This window comes from Streptomyces sp. NBC_00289, from assembly GCF_041435115.1.
Lineage (GTDB): Bacteria > Actinomycetota > Actinomycetes > Streptomycetales > Streptomycetaceae > Streptomyces.
Map to the genome: position 1 here is coordinate 6,162,107 of NZ_CP108046.1, position 25,304 is coordinate 6,187,410.

Genomic DNA, 25,304 nt, shown 5'->3' on the forward strand with positions numbered 1-25,304 from the left:
GCGTCAGCCGGCCTTGTACGCCTTGGCGGCGTCGGACTCGAGTTTGCTCTGGGCGCCCGCCACGTCGCTCGGGTTCTTCAGGAAGTCCTGCAGGTCCTTCCACTCGCCGATGCCCGCCGTACCGCCGAACGCCGCCGGGGCCTGGTCGGACATGTCGAAGCGGAAGTCGTCGCCCGCCGCGAGCAGCGCCTTCGCGATGTCGCGGGTCACCGCGTCCTTGTACGTGCCCTGGTCCATCTCCTTGTTCGGGGAGATGAAGCCGCCCTGAGCCGCCCAGATCTCCGCCGCGTCCGTCGAGGCCAGGAACGTCATCAGCGCCTGCGGGCCCTTGCCGTCCTTGAGCGCCACGGCCACGTCGCCGCCGCTGACCACGGGGGCCTGCGCGCCGACCGCCGGGAACGGGAAGACCTTGGCGTCCGTGCCGACCTTCGCCTTCGTGTCGGCGTTGATGTTCGCGGTCACGAAGTCGCCCTCGTAGACCATCGCGGCCGGGCTGTCACCCGAGAAGGTCTGGGTGACCGACTTCGGGAACTCCGTCTGCAGCGCACCGGAACGGCCGCCCGCTATCAGGTCGTCCTTGCCCCAGAGCTGGGCCAGCGTGGTGAGGGCGGCCTTCACCGACGGGTCCGTCCACTTGATCTTGTGCTGGGCCAACTGGTCGTACTTCTCCGGGCCGGCCTGCGAGAGGTAGACGTTCTCGAACCAGTCGGTGAGCGTCCAGCCGTCGGCGCCGCCGATGGAGACGGCGGGGGAACCGGCGTCGGACAGCGTCTGGGCGGTGCTCAGGAAGTCCTTCCAGGTCTTGGGGGCGTCCGTGATGCCCGCCGCCTCGAAGGCCGCCGTGTTGTACCAGACGAGCGACTTGTTGGCCGCCTTCACGTACACGCCGTACTGCTTGCCCTTGTACGCCCCGAGCTCCTGCCAGCCCGTGGAGAAGTTCTTGGAGGACTGCGCCTGGGCCTCGGTGCCGAGCGGCTTGAGCCAGCCCTTGTCCGCGAACTGGTGGAGCACGCCGACCTGCGGCAGGAACGCCACGTCCGGCGGCTTGCCGCCCTGGATCTTGGTACCGAGGAAGGTGGAGGTGTTGTTGCCGGTCGGCACGAAGTCGACCTTCGCGCCGGTGCGCTTCTCGAACTCGGTCAGGACCTTCGTGAAGTTCTCCTGCTCGGGTCCGGTCCAGACGGCGGCGACCTCCAGTGTCTGTCCGTCCAGCTTGGGAAGCTGAAGGGAGCTGCCGCTCTCCGAAGGGCCGCCTCCCTGGCCCTCCTTGCCCTTGTCGTCGTCTCCGCCGCACCCGGTGAGTGCCAGCGCGAGGGTGCCGGCCAGTACGGCTGCGGCGGTTTGCGTGACCCTGCGGGTCCGGATGGTGCTGCTCGTGCTGCGCATCACTGCCCCGTTCTTCGTTCCTCGTCGAACGCTCGAACGCTGTCCCGTGTGATCTGGTCTACGCCTGGGGGAATGGAGGCGGCAAGACCGCGTCTCGTGTCAAGTGGGCGATCGTAATGCCCTCGTGACCAGTGCCTCCGGAGGGTCCGCCCGTCCCTCCGGCGGTCGGGCCTGTGCCTCCGGCGGTCGGGCCGAGGTGGGTATGCGCCGCTGCCGGGGGTGGTGAGGGGGCGTCGGGGTCCGCGCGGGCGGGGCCTGTTGGGGATGCGTCGAAGGTGCGGGTGTGGGCCGAGGGTGTTAGAGCTGGTGCCGGAGCAGGGGAGGGCTCGTGCTCGGTGCCGGGCGGGCCGGGAGACCTGCCGGGCGGACGGCGTCCGCGTCGTGCGGCCGATGCCGGGGCGCCTGCGGCTGCGCGTCTGCGTCTTGCGGCCGGTGCTGCGCCGGGTGCGCTGCCGGTGCGGGCGGACTGCGCCCTTGCGTTGCCCCGTCCGCCCGCGTGCGTTGCCTGCGTTGCCCCGCCTGCCTGGCGCGGACGGCACCGTGCCGTCGGCCCCGGCCGTGGTGGTGTCGGCCCGGGGCGGTGGGGTCACAGCAGTGAGGGGACCTCCGTTGCCGAGACCTCTCGGGCTGCCCGCTCCAGCGCGCTGGCGAGGAGGGCCAGGTCGGTCGGGCCGTTGCCCAGTTCCCGGACGGGGCGGCGGGTCGGCGGGTCGCCCATGCGGTGCCACTCCAGTGGGACGACCGTGGGCCGCAGGGTCGCCGTACGGGGGATACGGCCGGTGACCCGCCCGCCCTGAAACGGCGTCATCCTCCCGTCGGACCAGGTCAGTCGACCGCGGCCGGGTGCCGGTTCGTCCGGGCCGGAGGCCGGGGCGTCGAGGGCGACGCGCAGGGTGGCGCGGCGCGCGGGCTCCGTCTCCGCCGTACGGCCGCCGGGGCCGGCGGCGGCCACCAGGTGCACGCCGAGCCGCTCGCCCTCCCGGGCCACGGCCTCCAGCGCGCGTATCACCGACCCGGCGGCCGGCCTGCCCGGTGAGCCGAGGGCGGGGGAGACCAGGGCGTCGAAATCGTCCACGACCACGACGAGGCGGGGCAGCGGGGGCGCGGTCTCCGCCTGTCGGCGTGCGGCCGCCGGCCGCAGCCGCAGTGTCGAACTGGACGGGGCGTCGAGATCCCCGCCGAGGTCGCCGGCCCCGGACACACCGCGCGCCGCCGCCGTGCGCTGGGCGACCATGCGGCCCGACAGCTCGCGGCCGGTGTGCCACTCGGCGAAGTCGCTGCGGCCGAGCAGTTCGGCCCGCCGCTTCAGTTCGGCGCTCAGGGACTGGGCGAACTCCCGCATCCGGACCGGGTCGTTGGCGGTCAGGTGGGTGGTGACATGCGGGACGTCCGTACAGACGCGCAGGCCCTCGCCGTGTCCGCCGCCCGCGCCCACGCTGTCCCGGCCGTCCACCAGGACGATGCTCAGACGGTCGGGGCGTTCGGCGGCGGCCAGGGAGGCGACGACGGCACGCAGCAGCTCCGTCCGGCCGCTGCCCGCCGGCCCTTCGATCAGCAGGTGCGGACCCTCGGCCACCAGGTCGGCGCAGACCGGGCCGCGCGGTCCGGCGCCGAGCACGGCCCAGGCCCGTCCGCCCAGCGACTCGGCGTCGTCGGCGGCGTCCGCCCAGCGGGCCATCAGGGACGCCGGGGTGGCCCGGGCGAGCCCCAACTCGTCGAGCAGCCGGGCCGCCTGGGGCAACGGCGCGGACACGCGCGTAAGCCGCTCACCGGCGGCGCTCTCCGTCCGCAGTGGCGCCAGCGCCCGCGCGAACCGCTCGGCCCAGGCGGGCGAGACGGCGTCCACGGCGGCGACGGTGCCGTGTCCGACGGGGCCGGGCTCGGCGGTGCGCGGTCCGGCCCGCGCGACCCTCAGCAGTCGCAGCGCGGTCGCCACGTCCCCGCTGAGCAGGGCGACGGCACCGCACTCGCGGAACGTGGGCGAGGCCGCGCAGGCCGCCTCGTAGGTGTCCGTGACCGGCGAGGCGGGCGAGGCGGGTGCCGTCTCGGCGAGGCACACCACATGTATGCCGGCCCGCGGGCCCTCCAGCGCCAGCCGCGCCACCGCCTCGCGCACGGCGGCGCCGCCGGCGTCGCCGTCCACGACGAGCACGGTGTACGGGCCCGCGAATCCGCCGTCTGCTCCCGAGCCGTCGGACGTGTCGTCCTCTTGGGCCCAGGACGGGCGGTGGGAGGCGGCGTCGGTGGGGGCCGGATCGCCGGCTTCCGCGGACGGGGCGGCTCGGCCGCTTCCCGCCTCGGACCTTGTCCCGTTCCGCGTCTCCGCCAGGTGGTCCTCGAGGCGGCGCAGGAGTTCGTCGGTACGGGCGGTGGCCTGCTCACGGTCGTAGGCGAGCAGCAGGCGGCAGTCCTGGCCGTGTCCCGGACGCACATGCGGGAGCCAGCCGAGCCAGGACCACTCGGCGGTGCGCTCCGCCAGGGGCCGGGAGCGGTCCGCGCTGATCAGGACGACTTCCAGGGCGTCCGGCGAGTGCAGCGCGGAGAGCTGGGCCACCACCGCGCGGGCCAGCCCGGTGAGCCGCGTGCGCGGGCCGGCCAGGCCGAGGGCTCCGGCCTCGCGCAGGTCGGCGGTCACGGGGACGGCGGGCAGCAGTCCCGAGCCGTCGGGCGCCGGACGGTCGGCGGTGCCGAGCCGCACGGTGAGGGCTTCGGGGTGTCCCGGCCCGCGCTCCCACAGGCGTGGCCCGGGGCCGAGTGCCGTCAGCAGCAGTGCCGCCGGGTCCGGCCAGGTGTCCGGCGCCTGGGGTGCCGGGTCCGGCGGCTCGACGGAGACAGGCGCCGGCTCCTCGTCGTACGGCTCCCGCGGGGCCGGTTCCTGTTCGCCGCGCCCGCCGGTGAGCCGTCGTGCCCACGCGCCGAGCCCGCCGCGTCGGCGCAGACCCTGCGGGACCTCGGTGCCCCGGAGGGGGGTGCCCTTGCGGCGGCCGCTTCCGGGCGCCTCCCGGTCGCCGCCCTCCGGCTCAAGGCCGCCGTCCTCGCCGGCGGAGCCGTCCTGGCCGCCCCCGCCGGTCTGGCCGGTGTGGGCCGTACCGTCGGCCAAGGGGCCGCCGCGCGGGTGCGAGCCGTGCTGTCCCGGGTGGGTCTGTCCGTCGGCGCCCGCGAGCGCGCCCGCGGAGCCGGCGTGGGTGTCGCCGCCGGAGGTCTGGCGCGGGAGGACCGCCCGCCCGCCGTGCAGCCTGGGCTCGCCGCCGTCGGAGCGGGGCGGGCCGGCGCTCTCGATGCGTGGCGCCCCGCCCTGCTCCGGCACCGCACGCGGTGCGGCGAAGCCGTGTCCCCGGTCGTCCGGAACTCCTCCGGAGGCGCCCCATCCCGCCGTGCCGTACGTGTGCCGGGTCGGCCCGGCGGGGCCGGCCGCGCCGCCGCCTCCGGCGCCGACGGCCGCACGCGCGCGTGCCGCTTCGTCCCCGTCCGCGGCACCGCTCCCGGCGGGGACCCGCACCTGTCCCTCACCGTCCGGTGTCGTGGGCATCCGCGCGCCGGGTCCCCCGGCCGGAGTCAGCCGCAGGGCCGATTCGCCGATGCGCAGCAGCGCGCCCGGGGCGAACCGCACCGGGCGGGTGCCCACGCGGGCGCCGTCCAGGGTGGTGCCGTTGGTGGAGCCGAGGTCGGCGACAGAGACGCGGCCGTCGGCGGCGACCGTGACCGCGCAGTGCAGGCGCGAGACGTCCGGGTCGTCGAGCGGGACGTCGGCGTCGGCGGAACGGCCCAGATGGATCTGACCGCCGTGCAGCAGGTGGACGCCGCCCGCGTCGGGGCCCGCGACCACGTGGAGCTGGGTCGGGGCGTCGTCGACCTCGGGGTGCGGTTCGGGTTCGGCCGGGGCGCCCAGGGACAGCACGGCACCGTCGATCAGCGGGGGCTCGCCGAGGGTGCAGCGGGCTCCGTCGAGGCGCTCCGCGCCCGCGTACAGCACCACCTGACCGCCGCCGGACTCCCTGCTCCGCTCGGGCTGGGCGGCGCCCAGGTCACCGGCGACCGCCGAGGCCAGCGCCGACGCCACCGTTGCCAGGGCGGTGCCGGCGGGCGCCGTCACCAGCACGTCGCAGCTCGCGGCGCGGCCCCGCGACGGTGGGAGCCCCTCCGCGCGCGAGGAGCCGGGCGTGGGGGAGGTCGGGCCCTGCGGGTCTACGACGGTCAGCCGGATCTGCATCGCCGTCAGCGGTCCCTTCTGCGCGGGCGCTCGCGAACGGGGACGAAGCCGCTCCGCGGTCCCCCACCGCGGACTTCCCCCACCACCACACGAGCACGTCGGCCAGTACTGCAGGCATCCTCGCACCTGTCACTGACAGCCCGCCCGCCGCCCAACATCAAATGATCTTGATTGGTCGGCTCTGCCCCCAAAAGTGCCTGACCAGTGTCATGCGAGTGATCATTTGTCGGCGACTTGAGATCGGTCACGTTCGCGCTCCGGCAACCGGGGGACCAAGTCGAGCGTCTTTCCTTCGAACATGCACGGGAGGCGGTACGTAAGACGCACAGAAAGACGACAGACGGTGCTCCGCACGGCGGCACTACAGTGGGTCGGAACACCCCCTAGCACAGTGGATCAGCAGCTCGGTCCACGGCAGGGGCCAGGCAAGCAAGCAGCAGGGAGCGCATGACGTGCGGCCGGTAGGCAGCAAGTACCTGCTCGAGGAGCCGCTCGGACGCGGCGCCACGGGCACCGTCTGGCGAGCCCGCCAGCGGGAGACCGCGGGCGCGGAGGCGGCCGTGCCGGGCCAGCCCGGCGAGACCGTCGCGATCAAGGTCCTCAAGGAAGAGCTCGCGAGCGACGCCGACATCGTGATGCGGTTCCTGCGGGAGCGCTCCGTCCTGCTCCGCCTGACCCACCCGAACATCGTGCGGGTCCGCGACCTGGTGGTCGAGGGCGATCTGCTGGCGCTGGTCATGGACCTCGTCGAGGGCCCCGACCTGCACCGCTACCTGCGCGAGAACGGCCCCTTCACCCCCGTCGCCGCCGCGCTGCTGACCGCGCAGATCGCCGACGCGCTCGCCGCCAGCCACGCCGACGGGGTCGTGCACCGCGACCTGAAGCCCGCGAACGTCCTGCTGCGGCAGGACGGCGGTCAGATGCACCCGATGCTGACCGACTTCGGTATCGCGCGTCTGGCCGACTCCCCGGGCCTCACCCGCACCCACGAGTTCGTCGGCACCCCCGCCTACGTCGCCCCGGAGTCCGCCGAGGGCCGCCCGCAGACCTCCGCCGTCGACGTCTACGGCGCCGGCATCCTGCTGTACGAACTGGTCACCGGCCGTCCCCCGTTCGGCGGCGGGTCGGCCCTCGAGGTCCTGCACCAGCACCTGAGCGCGGAGCCGCGCCGCCCGTCCACGGTCCCCGACCCGCTCTGGACGGTCATAGAGCGCTGCCTGAGCAAGAACCCCGACTACCGGCCCAGCGCCGAGAACCTCGCGCGCGGCCTGCGCGTCGTCGCCGAGGGCATCGGCGTGCACGCGAACCCCGCGCAGATCTCCGCCGCGGACAACGTCGCCGTCCTGCTCGCGCCGGACCCGACGCCGGCCGCCGTGCCCGGCGCGGCCGGTTCGGCGGACCCGACGCAGGTGCTGCCGCACGGCGCGGGCGCCTACGACCCGAACGCCGCGACCAGCTACCTGCCGCACACCGGCGGTCCCGGCAACACGGTCGGCGCCGCCGACCCCACCGCCGTACTGCCGAACACGGGCGCGGCCGACCCGACGGCCGTCATGCCGCCGGTGCCCCCGGGGCAGCCCGGCCAGCCCGAGGAGCCGCACCCCTGGCAGAACCAGCTGCGCGCCGCCCGGGACCGCAACGAACAGACGCAGGTCCAGTACCTCGACCCCAACGAGGACCCGCTGCGCCGACGCCCCCAGCGGCAGGTCGCCCGCCCGCAGCAGCAACCGCGCCCCCAGCAGCAGCAGCCGCAGCAGCGGCCCCGGCAGCAGCGTCCGCCGCAGGGCGCGCAGCCCGGGTACGGCTATCCGCAGCAGCAACAGCCACAGCAGTACGCCCCCCAGCACCAGCAGCCCCAGCAGCGGTACGCACCGCCCGCCCCGCAGCAGCCCCAGCGGCCACAGCAGCCGCAGCGGCCCGCGCGCGAGCCCCGTGAGCCGCGCCAGCGCGGCGCCAACCCGATGAAGATCCCCGGTCTGGGCTGTCTGAAGGGGTGCCTGTTCACGATCGTCATCCTGTTCGTCGCCGCCTGGCTCATCTGGGAGCTCAGCCCGCTGCAGGACTGGATCGGCACCGGCAAGGGCTTCTTCGACCAGATCGGGGACTGGTCCCACAAGGTGAGCAAGCGGATCGGGGAACTGAACGGCGGCTGAGCCGGGAAGGGCCCGGAGAACCCCGACTCTGGAGATTTGTCGACACCCGGCGGGTGATTTCCGTCTCCGCGGTGAAGGTTGGCTCGTCGGACGCGTAGTTTTAGCGACAACACGCGTCCGTAGGAGCAGCCTTGGCACGGAAGATCGGCAGCCGGTACACCGCCCACCAGATCCTGGGACGGGGCAGCGCCGGCACGGTGTGGCTGGGTGAGGGGCCCGACGGGCCCGTCGCCGTCAAGCTGCTGCGCGAGGACCTCGCGTCCGACCAGGAACTCGTCGGGCGCTTCGTGCAGGAGCGCACGGCCCTGCTCGGGCTCGAGCATCCGCACATCGTGTCCGTGCGCGACCTCGTCGTCGACGGCAACGACCTCGCCCTGGTCATGGACCTGGTCCGGGGCACCGACCTGCGCACCCGGCTCGACCGGGAGAAGCGGCTCGCGCCCGAGGCCGCGGTGGCGATCGTCGCGGACGTGGCGGACGGGCTGGCGGCGGCACACGCGGCCGGTGTCGTGCACCGCGACGTGAAGCCGGAGAACGTCCTGCTGAACATGCAGGGGCCGCTCGGCCCCGGCGGCTCGCACCCGGCACTGCTGACGGACTTCGGGGTCGCCAAGCTGATCGACTCCCCGCGCCGGACCCGCGCCACGAAGATCATCGGCACGCCTGACTACCTGGCCCCGGAGATCGTGGAGGGCCTGCCGCCGAGGGCCTCCGTCGACATCTACGCCCTCGCGACGGTGCTGTACGAGCTGCTGGCGGGCTTCACCCCGTTCGGCGGCGGACACCCGGGCGCGGTGCTGCGCCGCCATGTCACCGAGACGGTGGTGCCGCTGCCCGGCATCCCGGACGAACTGTGGCAGCTGCTCGTGCAGTGCCTGGCCAAGGCGCCGGCCTCACGGCTGCGCGCCTCGGAGCTGGGCGCACGTCTGCGGGAGCTGCAGCCGCTGCTGGCCGGGATGCCGCCGCTCGACGTGGACGAGCCGGACGCGGAGTCCGCGGAGGAGACGCCGGAGGAGGTGTCCGCCGGCTCTGCGGCGCCCTCCGGGGAGCAGGTACGGCGCGGAGCGGTACCGCTGGTGCCGGGGGCCAAGCCGGCCGACTCCAACCGGGACACGCACACGTCGATGAGGGTGCCGGGACCCGACGAACTGGCCGGCGGGGCCCGCGGCACGGCCCGGGTACCGCGTGCGGCGGGGGCGCCGCGCCCGGGGTCCGCCCGGCACCGGGCGACCACCAGGCGCCGCCGGGTGGTGCTGGGGACGGCCGCGGTGGTGCTCGTGGCGGCCGTCGGCGTCGGCACCTGGGCGGCCACGTCGGGCGACGACGCGGGAGCGAATCCGCAGGACACCAAGAACTCGGCGCCCGGCTCACCCTGAGCGGGGACGCACCGGAACCGGCGGTCACCTACCGGGGGCGGCCGCGGTCCGACAGGACCCACTGGGACCCGCCGTGGTCCGCCGTCACCTGCCGGGACCGGCCCTGGTCCGCCGTACCTACCGGCACCCCGTCGTGGCCTACCGGCACTCGCCGTGGTCTGCCGGCACTCGCCGTGGTCTGCCGGCACCCGCCGGGTGCCCGAGACGCCGTCCCGTCAGGCCGTTTCCGTGGGCCCACGGTGCCTGTCGTCCACCCGGCGCTCCCCGCTTGGCGGAGCCGTTAGGCTGGAGGTGTGGCAGTCGTCGATGTATCCGAAGAGCTCAAGTCCCTCTCCTCGACCATGGAGTCGATCGAGGCCGTTCTGGACCTCGACAGGCTGAGGGCAGACATCGCCGTGCTCGAGGAGCAGGCGGCCGCGCCGTCCCTGTGGGACAACCCGGACGAGGCGCAGAAGATCACCAGCAAGCTCTCCCACCTCCAGGCCGAGGTCAGGAAGGCGGAGACGCTGCGGGGGCGGATCGACGATCTCTCCGTGCTCTTCGAGATGGCCGAGGAGGAGGACGACCCCGACACCCGCGCGGAGGCGGAGTCGGAGCTCAACTCGGTCCGGAAGGCGCTGGACGAGATGGAGGTCCGTACGCTCCTCTCCGGCGAGTACGACTCCCGCGAGGCGCTCGTCAACATCCGCGCCGAGGCCGGTGGCGTCGACGCCGCCGACTTCGCCGAGAAGCTCCAGCGGATGTACCTGCGCTGGGCGGAACAGCACGGCTACAAGACCGAGGTCTACGAGACGTCGTACGCCGAAGAGGCCGGCATCAAGTCGACCACCTTCGCCGTGCAGATCCCGTACGCCTACGGCACCCTCTCCGTGGAGCAGGGCACGCACCGGCTCGTGCGGATCTCGCCGTTCGACAACCAGGGGCGCCGGCAGACCTCCTTCGCGGGTGTCGAGATCCTTCCCGTGGTCGAGAAGACCGACCACATCGAGATCGACGAGTCCGAGCTGCGGATCGACGTGTACCGGTCGTCCGGGCCCGGAGGCCAGGGCGTGAACACCACCGACTCCGCGGTGCGGCTCACCCACCTCCCCACCGGGATCGTCGTCTCCTGCCAGAACGAGCGGTCGCAGATCCAGAACAAGGCGTCCGCGATGAACGTCCTGCAGGCGAAGCTCCTCGACCGGCGCCGGCAGGAGGAGCAGGCCAAGATGGACGCCCTCAAGGGCGACGGCGGCAACTCCTGGGGCAACCAGATGCGTTCGTACGTGCTGCACCCGTACCAGATGGTCAAGGACCTGCGTACGGAGTTCGAAGTCGGCAACCCCGAGGCCGTGTTCAACGGTGAGATCGACGGTTTCCTCGAGGCCGGAATTCGCTGGCGCAAGCAGCAAGAGAAGTAACTTTGTCGACTTGGCAACTGCCGCCCCCGGGGCGGCAGTTGCCTTTTCTGTGCCGGTAAGCGGCCCAGATGTCTGGGTTTTACATCACAGTCACACACTCCGATCAGCGGCAAAGAGCGCGTACATGGACATCGCGTACGCAACGGCCTTGACGTTGCTTTGAAAAATCGGAATGGTAAAGCGCGGCATGCGTATCTCTGGGGCGCATGTGAACCGGGGGACTCTCAGCGCAGCCACTCCCGTGGATCACGGCCCCGAGCGCCGCCTCACTGACGAGCAGCTACTGGGGGTAGCAACCATATGACCAAGAAGACGCGGATCCGTGTAGCGCGGATAGCCGCCGCCGCCGTGATCGCGGGCGGCGCCTCGCTCACCGTGGCCGGCGCCGCTTCCGCCCTGGAAATCGGCGTGACCGCGGACGAGACCGGTGTCTCCGTGAAGGTGGACGGCGACGAGACCGGGACTCCGACCCCGACCTCGACCGAACTCCCCACGGGAACTCCCACGGATGAGCCCACCGACCCCACCGAGGAGCCGACCGAGCCCACGGAGGAGCCGACCGAGCCCACCGAGGAGCCCACGGACGACCCGACCACCGCGCCGACCGAGGCGCCGTCCGACGGCAGCACCAGCAACACCGGTGGCGGCAGCAACACCGGCGGTGGCAGCAACACGGGCGGCGGCAACAACGCCGACCCCGACGGCGGCACCTCCGCCCAGGAGGCCGGCACCTCGGCCCTCACCGACACCGGCTCGGACACCTCTGCCCAGGGCAGCGGCGAGCAGCTGGCCGAGACCGGCGCCGCGCAGACCACCTTCCTGGTGGTCGGCGCCGCCACGATGATCGCGGGCGGTGTCGGCTTCCGCATCCTGCCGCGCCTGATGGGCGGCCGCGGCGGCGCCACCGCCTGACGGTAGCCGCACGCGCACGCACGGTTTGTGCGGCCGTACGACGAAGGGCCCGGAGCGTGCACCGCTCCGGGCCCCTCGTATGTCCGGCCACGGCTCCCGAGCCGTACGCCGTGGACGTCCTGGACGCCCGATGCCGTCCTAGGCGGTCTGGTGGGCCAGCAGCGCCAGGGCCGCCACCAGGACCGCGAGGAGTGCGATCAGTGCCATCGGGTTCAGTCCCGAGAAGGGGTTCTCCTGCTGCAGCCGCGCGCGGTTCGCACGGCACACGGGGCACCGTCCCTCGCTCACGGGCGCCGCGCAGTTCGCGCACACCAGCCGGTCGTACGTCATGCGCTCGCCCTCCTTGCACCGGTTCCATGTACACAACGCCTTCGGGAACGCGAACGTTCCCCCTCCACTGTGCCAGGTTCCTCGGGGCGCCGCCCGGGCGCTCCGAAAAGGGTGACGCGCATCGCCTCGCGGCAGCCCGCCCCGGGCCCGGCGGGCGGGTTTTCGCACTCATCCCGGCGGCGCCGCTCCCCGCGCACAGGCAACGCGCCGCACAAAACGCCACAACCCCCACGCAACCCCGACCGGCGCCTGCGCTGGTGCACCCGGTTCGCGTATGGTCACGCTCATCTACCCCCGGCGACCCGTGGTGCATCAGTGATCCGATTCGACAACGTATCCAAGGTCTACCCCAAGCAGACCCGCCCCGCACTCAGGGATGTCTCCCTGGAGGTGGAGAAGGGCGAGTTCGTGTTCCTCGTGGGCTCCTCCGGCTCCGGGAAGTCCACCTTCCTGCGGCTGATCCTCCGCGAGGAGCGGTGCAGCCACGGCCAGGTGCACGTGCTGGGCAAGGACCTCGCGCGCCTCTCCAACTGGAAGGTGCCGCAGATGCGCCGCCAGCTGGGGACGGTCTTCCAGGACTTCCGGCTGCTGCCGAACAAGACGGTCGCGGAGAACGTGGCCTTCGCGCAGGAGGTCATCGGCAAGTCGCGCGGCGAGATCCGCAAGTCCGTGCCGCAGGTGCTGGACCTCGTCGGACTCGGCGGCAAGGAGGAGCGCAGGCCGGGCGAACTGTCCGGTGGTGAGCAGCAGCGCGTCGCCATCGCGCGGGCCTTCGTCAACCGCCCCAAGCTCCTCATCGCCGACGAGCCCACCGGCAACCTGGACCCGCAGACCTCCGTCGGCATCATGAAGCTGCTCGACCGCATCAACCGGACGGGCACGACCGTGGTGATGGCGACGCACGACCAGAACATCGTGGACCAGATGCGCAAGCGCGTCATCGAGCTGGAGCAGGGCCGCCTCGTCCGCGACCAGGCGCGCGGCGTCTACGGCTACCAGCACTGACGCTCCACGGAAAGGCTTAACCAGACGCCATGCGCGCCCAGTTCGTACTGTCGGAGATCGGCGTCGGTCTCCGCCGCAACCTGACGATGACCTTCGCCGTCATCGTCTCCGTAGCCCTGTCCCTGGCCCTGTTCGGCGGGTCGCTGCTGATGAGCGACCAGGTCACCACCATGAAGGGCTACTGGTACGACAAGGTCAACGTCTCGGTCTTCCTCTGCAACAAGAGCGACGCCGAGTCCGACCCCAACTGTGCCAAGGGCGCGGTCACCGAGGATCAGAAGAAGACGATCCGCGCCGACCTGGACAAGATGACGTCGGTCGTCCAGGAGGTGACCTACGAGTCGCAGGACCAGGCGTACAAGCACTACAAGGAGCAGTTCGGCGACTCCCCCCTGGCCAGCTCCCTCACTCCGGACCAGATGCAGGAGTCGTACCGCATCAAGCTGAAGGACCCGGAGAAGTACCAGGTCATCGCGACCGCCTTCGACGGGCGTGACGGTGTGCAGTCGGTGCAGGACCAGAAGGGCATCCTGGACAACCTCTTCGGGCTGCTGAACGGCATGAACTGGGCCGCCCGCGCGGTGATGGCCCTCATGCTGGTGGTCGCGCTGATGCTGATCGTCAACACCGTGCGCGTCTCCGCGTTCAGCCGGCGGCGTGAGACCGGCATCATGCGCCTGGTGGGCGCCTCGGGCTTCTACATCCAGGCGCCGTTCATCATGGAGGCCGCGGTCGCCGGCCTCATCGGCGGCACGGTCGCCTGCGGATTCCTGGTGGTCGCCCGCTACTTCCTCATCGACCACGGCCTGGCCCTGTCCGAGAAGCTGAACCTGATCAACTTCATCGGCTGGGACGCCGTCCTGACGAAGCTGCCGCTCATCCTGGCCACGAGTCTGCTGATGCCCGCGCTTGCCGCGTTCTTCGCGCTGCGCAAGTACCTGAAGGTGTGACGCATGCCAAAAGGGCCGCACGGGCAACCGCCCGTGCGGCCCTTTCCCTTGTCCTAGACTCACCGGCATGTCAGGCCCCGACCTGTTCTCCCAGCCCCGCCGCGTCCGCCGCGGGGCGGCCCTGACATTGGTTTTCGCGAGCGTGCTCGTGGCCGGTGCCGCGACCGGTGCGCTTCCTGACGCCGACCGGAAGTCGGCGTCGGGCGCCCCGCGTTCGTCCGCCGCGAGTCACCACGAGGACGTCACCGCCGCGGCCGCGGCGGCCATCGCCGACGGCAAGTCCCCCATGAAGGCCGCCCAGCGCGCGGTCAGCCGCAGCGGGGACCGGTGGGCCGCGGTCTACTCCCAGGGTGACTACGAGGAGTTCGAGGAAGCCCTCGACGGCGAGTACACCGGCGTCGGCCTCTGGACGCGGCGCGAGCGCGACGGCCGTATCGAAGTGACCAAGGTGGCCGCCGGATCACCCGCGGCCGGCGCCGGAATCCACCAGGGCGACCGGCTGCGCAGCGTCGACGGCGAGCAGGTCGACGGGCGGCCCGTCACCGAAGTCGTCGCCTTACTGCGCGGTGACACCACGGACGCGCCCGCCGGTACGCGCGTGCGCCTCGGCCTGGAGCGCGGCACGCGCGCGTGGGACCTCACCGTCCGGCGGGCCCGGCTGTCCACGGACTCGGTCACCGTGCGCAGGCTCGCCGGCGGTGTCACCGTGATCAGGATCGACTCGTTCACCAAGGGCTGCGGCGACGTCGTACGCACCGCCGTACGACAGGCCCCGGCATCCCGCGGCATCATCCTCGATCTGCGCGGCAACTCCGGCGGCCTGGTCACCGAGGCCGTCACGGCCGCCTCCGCCTTCCTCGACGGCGGCCTCGTCGCCACGTACGACGTCGACGGCAGGCAGCGCGCCCTGCACGCCGAACCGGGCGGCGACACCGACAGGCCCCTGGTGACGCTCGTCGACGGCGGCACGATGAGCGCGGCCGAACTGCTCACCGGGGCCCTGCAGGACCGCGGCCGCGCGGTGGTCGTGGGCTCCAGGACCTTCGGCAAGGGCTCGGTGCAGATGCCGAGCCGGCTGCCCGGCGGCTCCGTCGCCGAGCTGACCGTCGGCCACTACCGCACCCCCTCGGGCCGCGGAGTCGACGGGGCCGGGATCACACCCGACCTCGACGCCGACGCCGGGGCGCTGGAACGCGCCGAGACCGTACTGGGCGGGCTCGGGGACGCCCCGTGACCGCTCGGTGCGCGGCGATCGGACGGGCCGCGTAATCGGCTTTCCCTCGGACCCCCCCGAGGTGCGAAAATGGCGGCACTATGAGCAAGGGAATGTACGTACCGAAAGAGTCCCAGCCGAAGCAGGGGGCGGCGGCCACCGGCAAGGTCAAGGACGGCAAGCGCAAGATCGTCGCGCAGAACAAGAAGGCCCGGCACGACTACGCGATCATCGACACCTACGAGGCCGGGCTCGTGCTCACCGGCACCGAGGTCAAGTCGCTGCGCCAGGGACGCGCCTCGCTGACGGACGGCTTCGTGCAGATCGACCAGAACGAGGCGTGGCTGCACAACGCCCACATCCCCGAGTACAGCCAGGGCACCTGGACCAACCACACCGTGCGCCGCAAGCGCAAGCTGCTCCTGCACCGCGAGGAGATCGACAAGCTGGCGGCGAAGTCCGAGGAGACGGGGCACACAATCGTGCCCCTCGCCCTGTACTTCAAGGACGGCCGGGCGAAGGCCGAGATCGCGCTGGCGCGAGGCAAGAAGGAGTACGACAAGCGGCAGACCCTGCGCGAGAAGCAGGACCGGCGGGAGTCGGACCGCGCGATCGCCGCGGCCAAGCGCAAGCAGCGGGGCGAGTAGCGGGCGCGTGCGGTGGGCCCGGGTGCCGGAGCCGGCCGGGCGCGTGGCGGCCGGGAATACGGTGGCACGGGCATGCGTTGGTCACGTACGATGGCATCTGCACCTCACAGCGGGTGCGTGCCGGAGATCCGGGTCGTGAGACGCGGATCGGGCTTTGAAAAATCAACATGGGGATGATCGGTTTCGACAGCGGATGTCGAAGCAGGGGAAGCGAGCCGAGGAAGCGGCAATGATCTCGTTAACCATATGTCGCAACCAATAATCGCCACTTCCAAGAGCGATTCCCAGTCCTTCGCCCTCGCTGCCTAATAAGCAGTGAGTGAAGGACCCTTAATGGGTGTCAGCCCGGGGATGTTCCCGACCCGGACCCTGGCATAATCTAGGGAACTAAACCGTCGAGCCCGGTCACGGGGTTCGGCGGGAAATCAAACAGTGACTGAGCCCGTCGGAGACTTGTTCGCGTGATCTCCGGGGCTGAGAAAATCTCAGCGAACTGCGCTCGGAGAAGCCCTGATTCTGCACCGTTGGACGCGGGTTCGATTCCCGCCATCTCCACTCATCCCATGTGGCCAAAGGCCCCGTCGCTTTCGAGCGGCGGGGCCTTTGGGCTGTCCGGGCACCGTTCGGACACTGGATCATCACAGTTTGCCCATATCCGCCTGCCCGCCCTTGTCCTGACCCCGTCATGTCTGTCTATGGTGATCGCCGCGCCCGACGGAGCTGACCACTTCGTCACCGTGCGCGACCACAGGCGACCGGGGGACACCGTCGCCACGGGGAGAGACAGACCGTTTGTCATGCCGCGAGCCGGCTCTTCACGCATGCCCTGCCGCGCGGGCGACCCCGGTTGCCCATCACGCGATGAAGGGATGCCTCCTTGCGCCCGAAACGAGGGTTCATCAGACCCGGATCAGCACGATCCGGACCACTCACCACCCTGCTGACGTCCGCCGTCGCGGCGGCGCTGATCGGCGGCCTGGCCATCCAGCCCGACCTGATCGGCCGGTACGCGGCCGACGACATGGCCCCCGTGGCCGACAGCGGCGACAGTTACGACGGCTTCGACGCCAAGGCCGCCGAGCAGCTCCGTCAGGACCAGTGCCTGATGACCGAGGTGCTGCGGATGGGTGGCCCGGCGATGTACGGCATCGCCAGGGACGGACTGAACCAGACCCCTGACAAGCTGCGCGTCGCGGCGAACCGCGAGTACTGGAACACCACGCCGCTGAGCACCGCGTTCCAGAAGGACCGCGACGACATCGACAAGATCGACCTGTACGGGCGCCTCGGGGAGTGGAAGAAGCCCCTGTCCACGCTCTCCTACCCCGGCGGCTTCAAGAGCGTCGCCGACTTCGCGGACCCCCCGGGTCTGGCCGGTCGCGGGCAGGACTACTTCCAGCAGGTGGGCATCACCCCGTGGCTCGGCGCGCAGTGGTGGAAGAGCGAGGGCGACTACTACGAGGACCCGACGCCGAAGGCCGACGACGCCACGGCGAAGGCGGTCACCGACCTCGGCACCCCGCTGTACGGCACGGATCCGGACCCGCACCTGCCCAACGAGGAGTGGAACCGGGCGCTGGCGGAGCAGCGTGCGTGGGAAGACCGCGTCTTCATGCACAAGCAGTGGGCCGACGACGCCCGCATCTTCCTCTCCTCCGGCGGCTTCCCGCGCACCGCGCCCGAGCCGGGCAGCGTCGAGCACCGCATCGCGGTCGAGGACCTGAAGTCCCGGTTCGCCTCCTGTGACTGGCACAGCCCCGCCGACCCGAACAAGGTCCTCGGCAAGGAGGTCGCCGCCGCGTCCGCCGAGTGGCAGCAGGAGATCGCCGCCCAGAGCACGCAGCGCAACCAGATCCTCGGCGCGAGCGGTGACGCCACCAAAGCCCTGGCCGCCGGCGCCTCCGCGCTCGGCGAGATGCTCGGTCAGTCCTGGATCGCCGACCATCTGACCCGCTGGCAGGACTGGTGGTCCGCGGGCGGCCCCGGCTGGATCGGCGACAGCCCGTTCGTGGTGCACGCCCACGGCGCGTCCGACAAGTGTCTCGACGTGGCGGGCGGCAAGAAGGACAACGGCACGCCGGTGCAGATCTACACCTGCAACGGCAGTGTCGGGCAGAAGTGGCAGATCTCCGGCGACACCCTGGTCAACCCCAACTCGGGCAAGTGCCTGACCGTCAAGGGCGGCGCGAGCGCCAACGGCACGGCCGTGCAGATTTCCACCTGCGGCACCGGTGCGTCCCAGAAGTGGGAGTACGGCACGCACGGCACCAGCCGGCTGTACAACCCGGGCACCGGCAACTGCCTCGACCTCGCGGACTACACCAACAGCCGTGACGGCCGCATGTGGGACTGCACGGGCAAGGCCCCGCAGCAGTTCGACGTCGTACCGGCCGGACACAACGGCACCGACGACCTCGACTACCCGACCAAGGCGCAGTTCGACAAGGCGAAGGCGGGCGTCACGGCCGCGCAGACCGCGTCGAAGAAGCAGCTCGACCTGATCAAGGCACAGGCCGCCGCCGCGAAGAAGTCCGCCACCGACACGGACACCGCGACGCAGGCCGCCTACGCGATCGCCGACAAGGCGGGCGCTCCGCGCGGCCGCGGTCTGCTCGTCGGCCAGCAGAAGGCGCAGGTCACCAAGGCGTCGGCGGCAGCGCTGGAGGCGCTGTCCAAGGCCGGCGACACGGCGTACGCCGCGACGAAGGCAGCCGCCGGGGACAGCGAGACCATCGCCGCCCGTGCCCTGACGCAGGCCGCGCAGTCCAAGGCGGCGTTCCGTACGGCCGCCGCACAGGAGGCCAACGCGCAGGCGAAGGCCGCCGCCGACGCGGCCGCCGTACAGGCACAGACCGCGAAGGCCGCCCGGGACACCGCGAAGGCCAAGCTGGCCGAGACGCAGAAGGCCGAGGCCGACGCGAAGGCGGCGGCCGCGACGGCGCACGCCAAGCGGCTCGCGGCCGAGGCTGAGGAGGCGACGGCGAAGGCGGAGAAGGAGACCGCCGCGGCCAAGCAGGCCGAGGCCGCCCAGCACAAGACCAACGCCCAGGCGTACGCGAAGACCGCCACCGAGGCGAAGGGCAGGGCGGAGACCGCCGAGTCCACCGCGCGCACCAAGCGCCAGGACGCCGAGGGCGCCCGGGACCGGGCCAAGGGCAAGCGCGACGACGCCTGGGACGCCGAGAGCAAGGCGAACGCGGCCCGCGCCAAGGCCGACGCCAAGGACGCCTACGCCGAGGCCCACGACTCGGACGCCGACGCCAAGGAGTCCCGGGCGGCGGCCGACGAGGCGGACACGGCGGCCGGCGACGCGGAGTCGGCGGCGAGCTCGGCCCGCACCGAGGCGAACGCGGCGACCCAGGCCGCGGCCGACGCGGACGCCGCCGCCACCCGCGCGGAGTCCGCCGCCAAGCGGGCCCGTTCCGACGCGGACGCGGCGCAGGCCGCCAAGCTGAAGGCGGACGCCGCCGTACGCACGGCGACCAGCGCCGCCGCGGACGCCATCAAGGCCTCCCAGGCCGCCTCGGCGGCGGCACGCACCGCGGTCAAGCTGGCCGACGACGCCGAGAAGAACGCCGCGAACGCGAAGACGCAGGCGGACGCGGCGAAGGCCGAGGCCGTCAAGGCGGTCGCGGGTGCGGCCGACGCGGCCGGTCACGCCTACACGACCGCGCAGGCCGCGGCGGACGCCGGCGCCTCGGCGCAGCAGGTCGCCGCTCCGGCCAACGACGCGATCCAGCTCGGCTCGCCGTACGTCGACACCGACTCCGCCGCCGGCCTCGTCGTCCTGACCGGCCAGTCGTCGAAGACGATCGCGGAACAGCAGCAGGCGGTGGCGGACGCACACGCCGCCAACGCGCGGAAGAACGCCGAGCAGGCGGCGAGCCTCGCGAACGCGGCGACGGGTGACGCGAAGGCCGCGTACACCATCGCCGCCGAGGCGGCCGGTCACGCGGCGGACGCCCGCAAGTCGGCGAAGGAGGCGCTGGGTTACGCCGCGGAGGCGGCGAAGTACGCGGCGGACGCGCAGAAGTCACTGGCGCGCACCATCGAGTACGACCAGCAGGCCACCGCGGACGCGAACGCGGCCGACAAGGCCGCGGGCCGTGCCGAGGGCTACGCCAAGGACGCCCGCGACTCCGCCGACCAGGCTGCCCTGGACGCGGAGGCGGCCCGCACGGCTGCCTCCGAGGCCGAGCAGGCCGCGAAGGACGCCCGAGCGGCGGCCGACCGCGCCGACGCCGAGGCCACCCTGGCCGAGGAGGCGGCGAAGGACGCCCAGAAGTACGCGGACTCGGCGCAGCAGGCGGCCGACTCGGCCGAGCGGAAGGAAGCGAACGGCCAGGTGGAGGCAGGCGCCGGGACCGGCGTCGGCGGTGTCTTCTACGTCATCGACAAGATGAGCGAGGCGGCACCGGGCAAGCAGCTCAACCCGTGCGACTACACGCTGCAGGGCTGCACGGTGACGTACGAGCTCTATGTCGACGTCACGGTCAGCTACTACTTCTGCCAGAACCCGGACGTCCCCGCCACCGCGTCCGGCTGCCCGCAGGAGGACACCGTCTTCCTCAAGACGGAGGTCCTCAGAAACCAGAAGCAGAAGTGGACCCACCACTTCAGTGCCGGTGACATCACCCGGCTCGGCTGGCAGGCCCTCTTCGGGGACACGCTCGGCGCGGTCCTGTACGAGGTCGTGCTGGGCGACGCCGTCCGCTGCTACCACGGCGACAAGGCCGGCTGCGCCTGGTTCGCGTCCAACTTCATCCCGGGCAAGGTCTTCGAGAAGGCCGCCGAGTTGCTCCGCGCCCTCGACGCCGCGATGAAGACCGGGATCGGGGTCGCCGACGCGTTCAAGGCCCTGAAGGCCCTGGACGGCGTGGACCCGCAGACGCTGGCCCAGATCGAGCGGAGCGTGAAGGTCTACGAGGACGCCCGCACGGCGTGCAGGACCAACAGCTTCCCCGGCGGCACCGAGGTGGTCCTGGCCGACGGCAGCCGCAAGGCGATCCGCGACGTGCGGTTCGGCGACCTGCTCCTGGCCACCGACCCCGCCACCGGGCTCACCGTGGGCGAGCCGGTCACCCGCACGTTCTCCCACCCCGCCGAGGAGTTGCTGGCCGTCACCCTGGCGGGCGGCGGACGTCTGACGAGCACACCGGGGCACAAGTTCTACGTCACCGGGCGTGGCTGGATCCTCGCGTCCGACCTGCGCTCCGGTGACAGCCTGCGCACCACCGACGGAACCCTCCGGACGGTGGCCGCGGTGCGCGACCGGAACGGCTCGGTACGCCGGACCGTGTACGACCTGACGGTGTCCGGCCTGCACACGTTCTACGCCGTGGCGGGAAGCACTCCGGTCCTGGTCCACAACTGCAACGACATCGTGTTCGACGAGTCCAAGTTCCCCGACCAGGCGCACACGCTCAAGGACCACGTCCGGCCCGACCGTCAGGCGGCCGAGACCAAGGCCGCCGAGAAGACCGCCAAGAACAACGGCCGGGACACGCCGAACAGCGTGTTCACCGACCAGGACACGGCCCAGAGGGTGGTCGACGCCGCCCTGGACGGCAAGGCGGCCATGATCGAGAAGTGGATGCGGGGGTCCAAGAACGAGCTGGAGTGGACGGGCACCGTCGGAGGGAGAGACGAGTCCCTCGGCAAGGTGTTCTACGCGGACGGAAGGACCCCGACCGCCGCGGGCAACGGCTACTACATCAAGCTGGTGAGGGCGCCGAAGGGGAAGGGAATCCCGAAACACCCCCGCGGTTACTACGTGCAGACCTGCTATCCGAAGTAAGGAGGAGGAACGCGGTGCAGCGCTTCACCGAATTCGGTTTCGGCGTGCCCTGGGTGATGGGCTTCTTCCACCAGGACTGGACCTACGACGGGCCCACGGCCGCCGACGTCGTGGCGAAACACCTTGCGGAGGAGAGTGACGAGGAGGTCCTGGCGGTCCGCCGGGACGCCCGGACTCTCGTCGACAACCTTCCTTCGGAGACGCTCGAGGTGCTGTGGACCGCCGGAGCGCAGTACATGCCGGGCTTCGCCGGGACCTCGGGAGCCGAGTGGACGCGGACGGTCGTCGGCCTGTGTGACGCCAGGCTGTCGGCCCAGGCGGACGTCCGTCCCCTCACCGGAGCCGACACGGAGGACGGCTGGTCCCGGCGGGACGCGGTCGTCGCCGAGATCGAACGGGCGGAGTTCTTCACCCCCGCGGTGCGCGAGGCGCTCGTCGACTGCGCCCGCGACTGCACCCCGGACCTGGCGTTCCGAGTGCTGCTGAGGGCCGTGGTCAACGCCCCCGACGCGACACTGTCGCCCGACGGGTACCAGCGGATGGAGGCCATCGGATCGGCGCTCCACTACGGCGAGTTCGTGGTGGACAGTGTCCGGTTCCTGGTGGAGTCACCCTGACCGCGAGACCGAGACAGGGGGCCCGCACTCACCCGAGTGCGGGCCCTCCTCATGCGGTCGTCCTCGGCGCCGTACTCGCCCGCCGGGTCAGCCTCGGCTGGATCAGGGTCGCCTCCGGCACGGCCGCGCCGCCCAGCTTCTCCATCAGCAGCTCCACGGCCCGCGTCCCGACCTCGGTGGAGGGGAGGGCGACGGAGGTGACCTGGAGCGTCTCGGCGAGTTCGTCCGGGCAGATCGCCGCGACCGAGAGATCGCCGGGGACGCGCAGTCCGAGGTGCTGGAAGGCGTCGATCAGCGGCTCGAGGACCGCCTCGTTGTGGACCACCACCCCCGTCAACGCGGGCTGCTGCCGCAGGAGTTGTTCCGCGGCCCGGTGTGCCGCCGCCGGGGTCGCCGCGCAGGGGTGGACGGCCGAGGCCAGCCCGCCCCGGTCGGCGGCCGCCGTGAACCCCTGGACCACCCGCTGCGCGAACGCCGTCCCCCGCACGTACACCTCCGGTGGTGACCCCACCAGCGCCACCACCCGGTGTCCGAGCTGCGCCAGATGGTCCACACACCGCTCGCCCGCCGCCCTGAAGTCGAGGTCGATGCAGGTCAGGCCGGCGGGGTCGCGGGGGAAGCCGATCATCACGGAGGGCCGGTCCAGCGAGCGCAGGAGTGGCAGCCGGGGGTCGTCCAGTTGCACGTCCATCACGATCAGGGCGTCGACCAGCGCCGTGTCCGCGACCCTGCGCAGTCCTTCCTCGCCCTCCTCCTGGGTGAGCAACAGCACGTCGTGGTCGTGGTGTCGGGCCGTGGTCACCACCGACACCGCGAACTGCATCACCACCGGCACGTGGATGCCGGTCCGTAAGGGCACCACGAGGGCCAGCACGTTCGATCTGCTGCTGGCCAGTGCCCGGGCGCCCGCGTGCGGGCGGTAGCCCAGCTCGTGGATGGCCGTCTCGACCCGCTGCCGGGTCTCCGCCGAGATCGGCCGCTTGCCGCTGAGCGCGTATGACACGGTGCTGGGGGAGACCCCGGCACGCCGTGCCACATCGGTGATCTTGACCATCAGCCCAGCTCCAGGCTCAGGAACCCGGTCCCGGCCGGCGCCCGCCCGACCCGTTCTCCGGCCGCCAGCGCCCACGGCGCCGAGGGGTCGCTGCACGAGGCCCGGAGGGTGTCCCCCTCTCGTACGACGGTGAAGGTCGCGTCGCCGACGGGCACCGTGACCTGGGCGCCCCGCTCCAGGCCGTACGTCCGCAGGGTGACCCCGTCGACGTGGTCGTAGTCGGGCCGGTCGTCCACCGCACCGACCGGGATCACCGCCCCCGGCCGGACCAGCAGCGGCACGCTCAGGAAGTCGTGCCGCTCGCGCACCCAGCGGGGTCCGGTGACCGTCCGCCCGGTCAGGAGGTGGGTCCAGGTGCCCTCGGGGACGTAGTACGAGACGTCTCCCTCGTCGCTGAACACCGGTGCCACCAGCAGGTCGGGTCCGAGCATGTACTGCCGTTCCAGGTGCGCGCACCCGGGGTCGTCCGGGAACTCCAGGACCATGGCCCGCATGACTGGCGTGCCCTCGGTGTGGGCGGTGCGGGCGGCCCCGTACAGGTAGGGCATGAGGCGCAGCTTCAGCCGGGTGAAGTGCCGCAGCACTTCCACGGACTCCTCGTCGAACAGCCACGGCACGCGGTAGGAGGAACTGCCGTGCAGGCGGCTGTGCGAGGAGAGAAGTCCGAACGCCAGCCAGCGCTTGAACAACGCGGGCGTCGGCGTGCCCTCGAAGCCGCCGATGTCGTGGCTCCAGAAGCCGAACCCGGACAGGCCGAGGGACAGTCCGCCGCGCAGCGACTCCGCCATCGACTCGTACGTCGCCTCGCAGTCACCGCCCCAGTGCACCGGGAACTTCTGGCTGCCGGCCGTCGCCGAGCGGGCGAAGACCACGGCCTCCTCCTCGCCGCGGTGCTTGCGCAGCACGTCGAAGACGGTCCGGTTGTAGAGGTACGTGTAGTGGTTGTGCATCCGCTCCGGGTCGGAGCCGTCGGACCAGGCCACGTCGAGGGGCACCCGCTCGCCGAAGTCGGTCTTGAAGCAGTCGACACCCTGGGCGAGCAGCCCCTCCAGCTTGGCCGCGTACCAGTCGCGGGCCGCCGGGCCGGTGAAGTCGACGAAGGCCATGCCGGGCTGCCAGTGGTCCCACTGCCACACGCTGCCGTCCGGCCGCTTCAGCAGGTGCCCCAGCTCCTTGCCCTCCGCGAACAGCGGCGAGCGCTGGGCGATGTACGGGTTGATCCACACGCTCACGCGCAGGCCCCGCTCCTTCAGCCGCGCCAGCATGCCCTCCGGGTCGGGGAACACCCGGGGATCCCACCGGAAGTCGCACCAGTTGTGCTCGCGCATCCAGAAGCAGTCGAAGTGGAAGACGGAGAGCGGGAGGTCGCGTTCCCGCATGCCCTCGATGAAGGAGGTCACCGTCTCCTCGTCGTACGACGTGGTGAACGACGTCGACAGCCACAGGCCGAACGACCAGGCGGGCGGCAGGGCCGGGCGGCCGGTGAGCGCGGTGTACTTGCGCAGGACGTCCTTCGGGGTGGGGCCGTGGATGACGTAGTACGTCAGCTGCTGTGTCTCGGCGCTGAACTGGAGCCGCGAGACCGCTTCCGAGGCGACCTCGAAGGAGACCTTGCCCGGGTGGTCGACGAAGACGCCGTAGCCGGCGTCCGTGAGGCAGAAGGGGACGTTCTTGTAGGCCTGTTCGGTGGTGGTGCCGCCGTCGGCGTTCCAGATGTCGACCACCTGGCCGTTCTTGACCAGCGGCCCGAAGCGTTCGCCGAGGCCGTACACACTGGTGCCGACGCCGAGGTTCAGCTGCTCGCGCAGATAGTGGGCGCCGTCCGCGTCTCGCATGATGCCCATGGCCTTGGGGCCGCTGCCGGTCAGGGTGCGGCCGCCGGCCAGGAAGTCGAACCGCCAGGGGCCGCCGCGGGCGAAGCGGACCGACAGCGCGCCGGAGGTCAGGGTCGCGTGCCCGTCGTCGTAGGAGAGCTGGGGCGTGAACTCGGATCCGTGCAGGTCGAACTCGGGTCCGCTCGGACCCTCGCCCTCGAAGTGCGTGAAGGTGATGCCGATGACGTCGGGCATCGGAGCGTGCGCACTGATCGTCATGACCGGTCCCGTCATCAGGTCGCCACGGTGTCTGATGGGCCGGGACGGCGCGTGGATCTCCAGCGCGCCGTCGTGCGAGTCGACGTCGAGGACCTCGGCCGGATGGTCGGCGGTGACGCCCTCGCGCAGCAGCCAGTAGCCGTCGGTGAACTTCATGTGGG

The 25,304-nt window shown here is 71.9% G+C and carries 15 protein-coding genes and 1 other RNA gene; 11 read left to right on the forward strand and 5 right to left on the reverse strand.

Annotation, left to right across the window (positions count from 1 at the left end):
- Window positions 1-3: 3 nt before the first annotated feature.
- A complete protein-coding gene (locus tag OG985_RS27880; RefSeq protein WP_371671082.1) occupies window positions 4-1,386 on the reverse strand; it encodes an ABC transporter substrate-binding protein in 1,383 nt (460 codons plus the stop codon).
- 586 nt (window positions 1,387-1,972) lie between these two features.
- Complete coding sequence (locus tag OG985_RS27885; protein WP_371671083.1) at window positions 1,973-5,596, reverse strand: FtsK/SpoIIIE domain-containing protein; 3,624 nt, start codon at window positions 5,594-5,596, stop codon at window positions 1,973-1,975.
- Between the two features lie 452 nt (window positions 5,597-6,048).
- Between OG985_RS27885 and OG985_RS27890 the strand changes: the two genes are divergently transcribed.
- From OG985_RS27890 to OG985_RS27905, 4 genes are all read left to right on the forward strand, one after another.
- Window positions 6,049-7,749 carry a serine/threonine-protein kinase gene (locus OG985_RS27890; protein ID WP_371671084.1) on the forward strand — a complete coding sequence of 567 codons (1,701 nt, stop codon included), beginning with the start codon at window positions 6,049-6,051 and terminating at the stop codon, window positions 7,747-7,749.
- Between the two features lie 131 nt (window positions 7,750-7,880).
- The gene (locus tag OG985_RS27895) at window positions 7,881-9,125 is read left to right on the forward strand and encodes a serine/threonine-protein kinase (RefSeq protein WP_371671085.1); all 1,245 of its coding nucleotides are present in this window, start codon (window positions 7,881-7,883) and stop codon (window positions 9,123-9,125) included.
- 293 nt (window positions 9,126-9,418) lie between these two features.
- A complete protein-coding gene (prfB, locus tag OG985_RS27900; RefSeq protein WP_371671086.1) occupies window positions 9,419-10,525 on the forward strand; it encodes a peptide chain release factor 2 in 1,107 nt (368 codons plus the stop codon).
- A 300-nt stretch (window positions 10,526-10,825) separates the two neighbouring features.
- On the forward strand, window positions 10,826-11,437 hold the full coding sequence (locus tag OG985_RS27905) for a hypothetical protein (RefSeq protein ID WP_371671087.1): 612 nt from the start codon (window positions 10,826-10,828) through the stop codon (window positions 11,435-11,437).
- 138 nt (window positions 11,438-11,575) lie between these two features.
- Here OG985_RS27905 and OG985_RS27910 read toward each other — a convergent pair whose 3' ends face one another.
- Window positions 11,576-11,767, reverse strand: a complete 192-nt coding sequence (locus tag OG985_RS27910) for a hypothetical protein (protein WP_371671088.1) — start codon at window positions 11,765-11,767, stop codon at window positions 11,576-11,578.
- A 315-nt stretch (window positions 11,768-12,082) separates the two neighbouring features.
- Between OG985_RS27910 and ftsE the strand changes: the two genes are divergently transcribed.
- From ftsE to OG985_RS27945, 7 genes are all read left to right on the forward strand, one after another.
- Entirely contained in the window at window positions 12,083-12,772 is a 690-nt protein-coding gene (gene ftsE / locus OG985_RS27915) for a cell division ATP-binding protein FtsE (RefSeq protein WP_356042850.1), read from the forward strand.
- Window positions 12,773-12,801: 29 nt separating this feature from the next.
- On the forward strand, window positions 12,802-13,722 hold the full coding sequence (ftsX, locus tag OG985_RS27920; protein WP_371671089.1) for a permease-like cell division protein FtsX: 921 nt from the start codon (window positions 12,802-12,804) through the stop codon (window positions 13,720-13,722).
- A gap of 67 nt (window positions 13,723-13,789) precedes the next feature.
- Complete coding sequence (locus OG985_RS27925; RefSeq protein ID WP_371671090.1) at window positions 13,790-14,956, forward strand: S41 family peptidase; 1,167 nt, start codon at window positions 13,790-13,792, stop codon at window positions 14,954-14,956.
- 92 nt (window positions 14,957-15,048) lie between these two features.
- Entirely contained in the window at window positions 15,049-15,582 is a 534-nt protein-coding gene (smpB, locus tag OG985_RS27930; protein WP_371671091.1) for an SsrA-binding protein SmpB, read from the forward strand.
- 169 nt (window positions 15,583-15,751) lie between these two features.
- Window positions 15,752-16,140, forward strand: a transfer-messenger RNA (tmRNA) gene (gene ssrA, locus OG985_RS27935).
- A 319-nt stretch (window positions 16,141-16,459) separates the two neighbouring features.
- The gene (locus OG985_RS27940) at window positions 16,460-21,379 is read left to right on the forward strand and encodes a ricin-type beta-trefoil lectin domain protein (RefSeq protein ID WP_371671092.1); all 4,920 of its coding nucleotides are present in this window, start codon (window positions 16,460-16,462) and stop codon (window positions 21,377-21,379) included.
- 14 nt (window positions 21,380-21,393) lie between these two features.
- Window positions 21,394-21,996, forward strand: a complete 603-nt coding sequence (locus tag OG985_RS27945; protein WP_371671093.1) for a contact-dependent growth inhibition system immunity protein — start codon at window positions 21,394-21,396, stop codon at window positions 21,994-21,996.
- A gap of 49 nt (window positions 21,997-22,045) precedes the next feature.
- Here the strand turns inward: OG985_RS27945 and OG985_RS27950 are convergent, their stop codons facing one another.
- Entirely contained in the window at window positions 22,046-23,050 is a 1,005-nt protein-coding gene (locus OG985_RS27950) for a LacI family DNA-binding transcriptional regulator (protein WP_371671094.1), read from the reverse strand.
- A complete protein-coding gene (gene yicI / locus OG985_RS27955; RefSeq protein WP_371671095.1) occupies window positions 23,050-25,299 on the reverse strand; it encodes an alpha-xylosidase in 2,250 nt (749 codons plus the stop codon). Before yicI ends, OG985_RS27950 begins: the two co-directional genes overlap by 1 nt.
- Window positions 25,300-25,304: the final 5 nt, after the last annotated feature.

Bases quoted from the DNA above. Each gene is read 5' to 3' on its own strand.
- OG985_RS27950 (WP_371671094.1), bottom strand. From the start codon at position 23,050: ATGGTCAAGATCACCGATGTGGCACGGCGTGCCGGGGTCTCCCCCAGC.
- smpB (WP_371671091.1), top strand. From the start codon at position 15,049: ATGTACGTACCGAAAGAGTCCCAGCCGAAGCAGGGGGCGGCGGCCACC.
- OG985_RS27910 (WP_371671088.1), bottom strand. From the start codon at position 11,767: ATGACGTACGACCGGCTGGTGTGCGCGAACTGCGCGGCGCCCGTGAGC.
- OG985_RS27885 (WP_371671083.1), bottom strand. From the start codon at position 5,596: ATGCAGATCCGGCTGACCGTCGTAGACCCGCAGGGCCCGACCTCCCCC.
- OG985_RS27925 (WP_371671090.1), top strand. From the start codon at position 13,790: ATGTCAGGCCCCGACCTGTTCTCCCAGCCCCGCCGCGTCCGCCGCGGG.
- ftsX (WP_371671089.1), top strand. From the start codon at position 12,802: ATGCGCGCCCAGTTCGTACTGTCGGAGATCGGCGTCGGTCTCCGCCGC.
- OG985_RS27880 (WP_371671082.1), bottom strand. From the start codon at position 1,386: ATGCGCAGCACGAGCAGCACCATCCGGACCCGCAGGGTCACGCAAACC.
- yicI (WP_371671095.1), bottom strand. From the start codon at position 25,299: ATGAAGTTCACCGACGGCTACTGGCTGCTGCGCGAGGGCGTCACCGCC.
- OG985_RS27905 (WP_371671087.1), top strand. From the start codon at position 10,826: ATGACCAAGAAGACGCGGATCCGTGTAGCGCGGATAGCCGCCGCCGCC.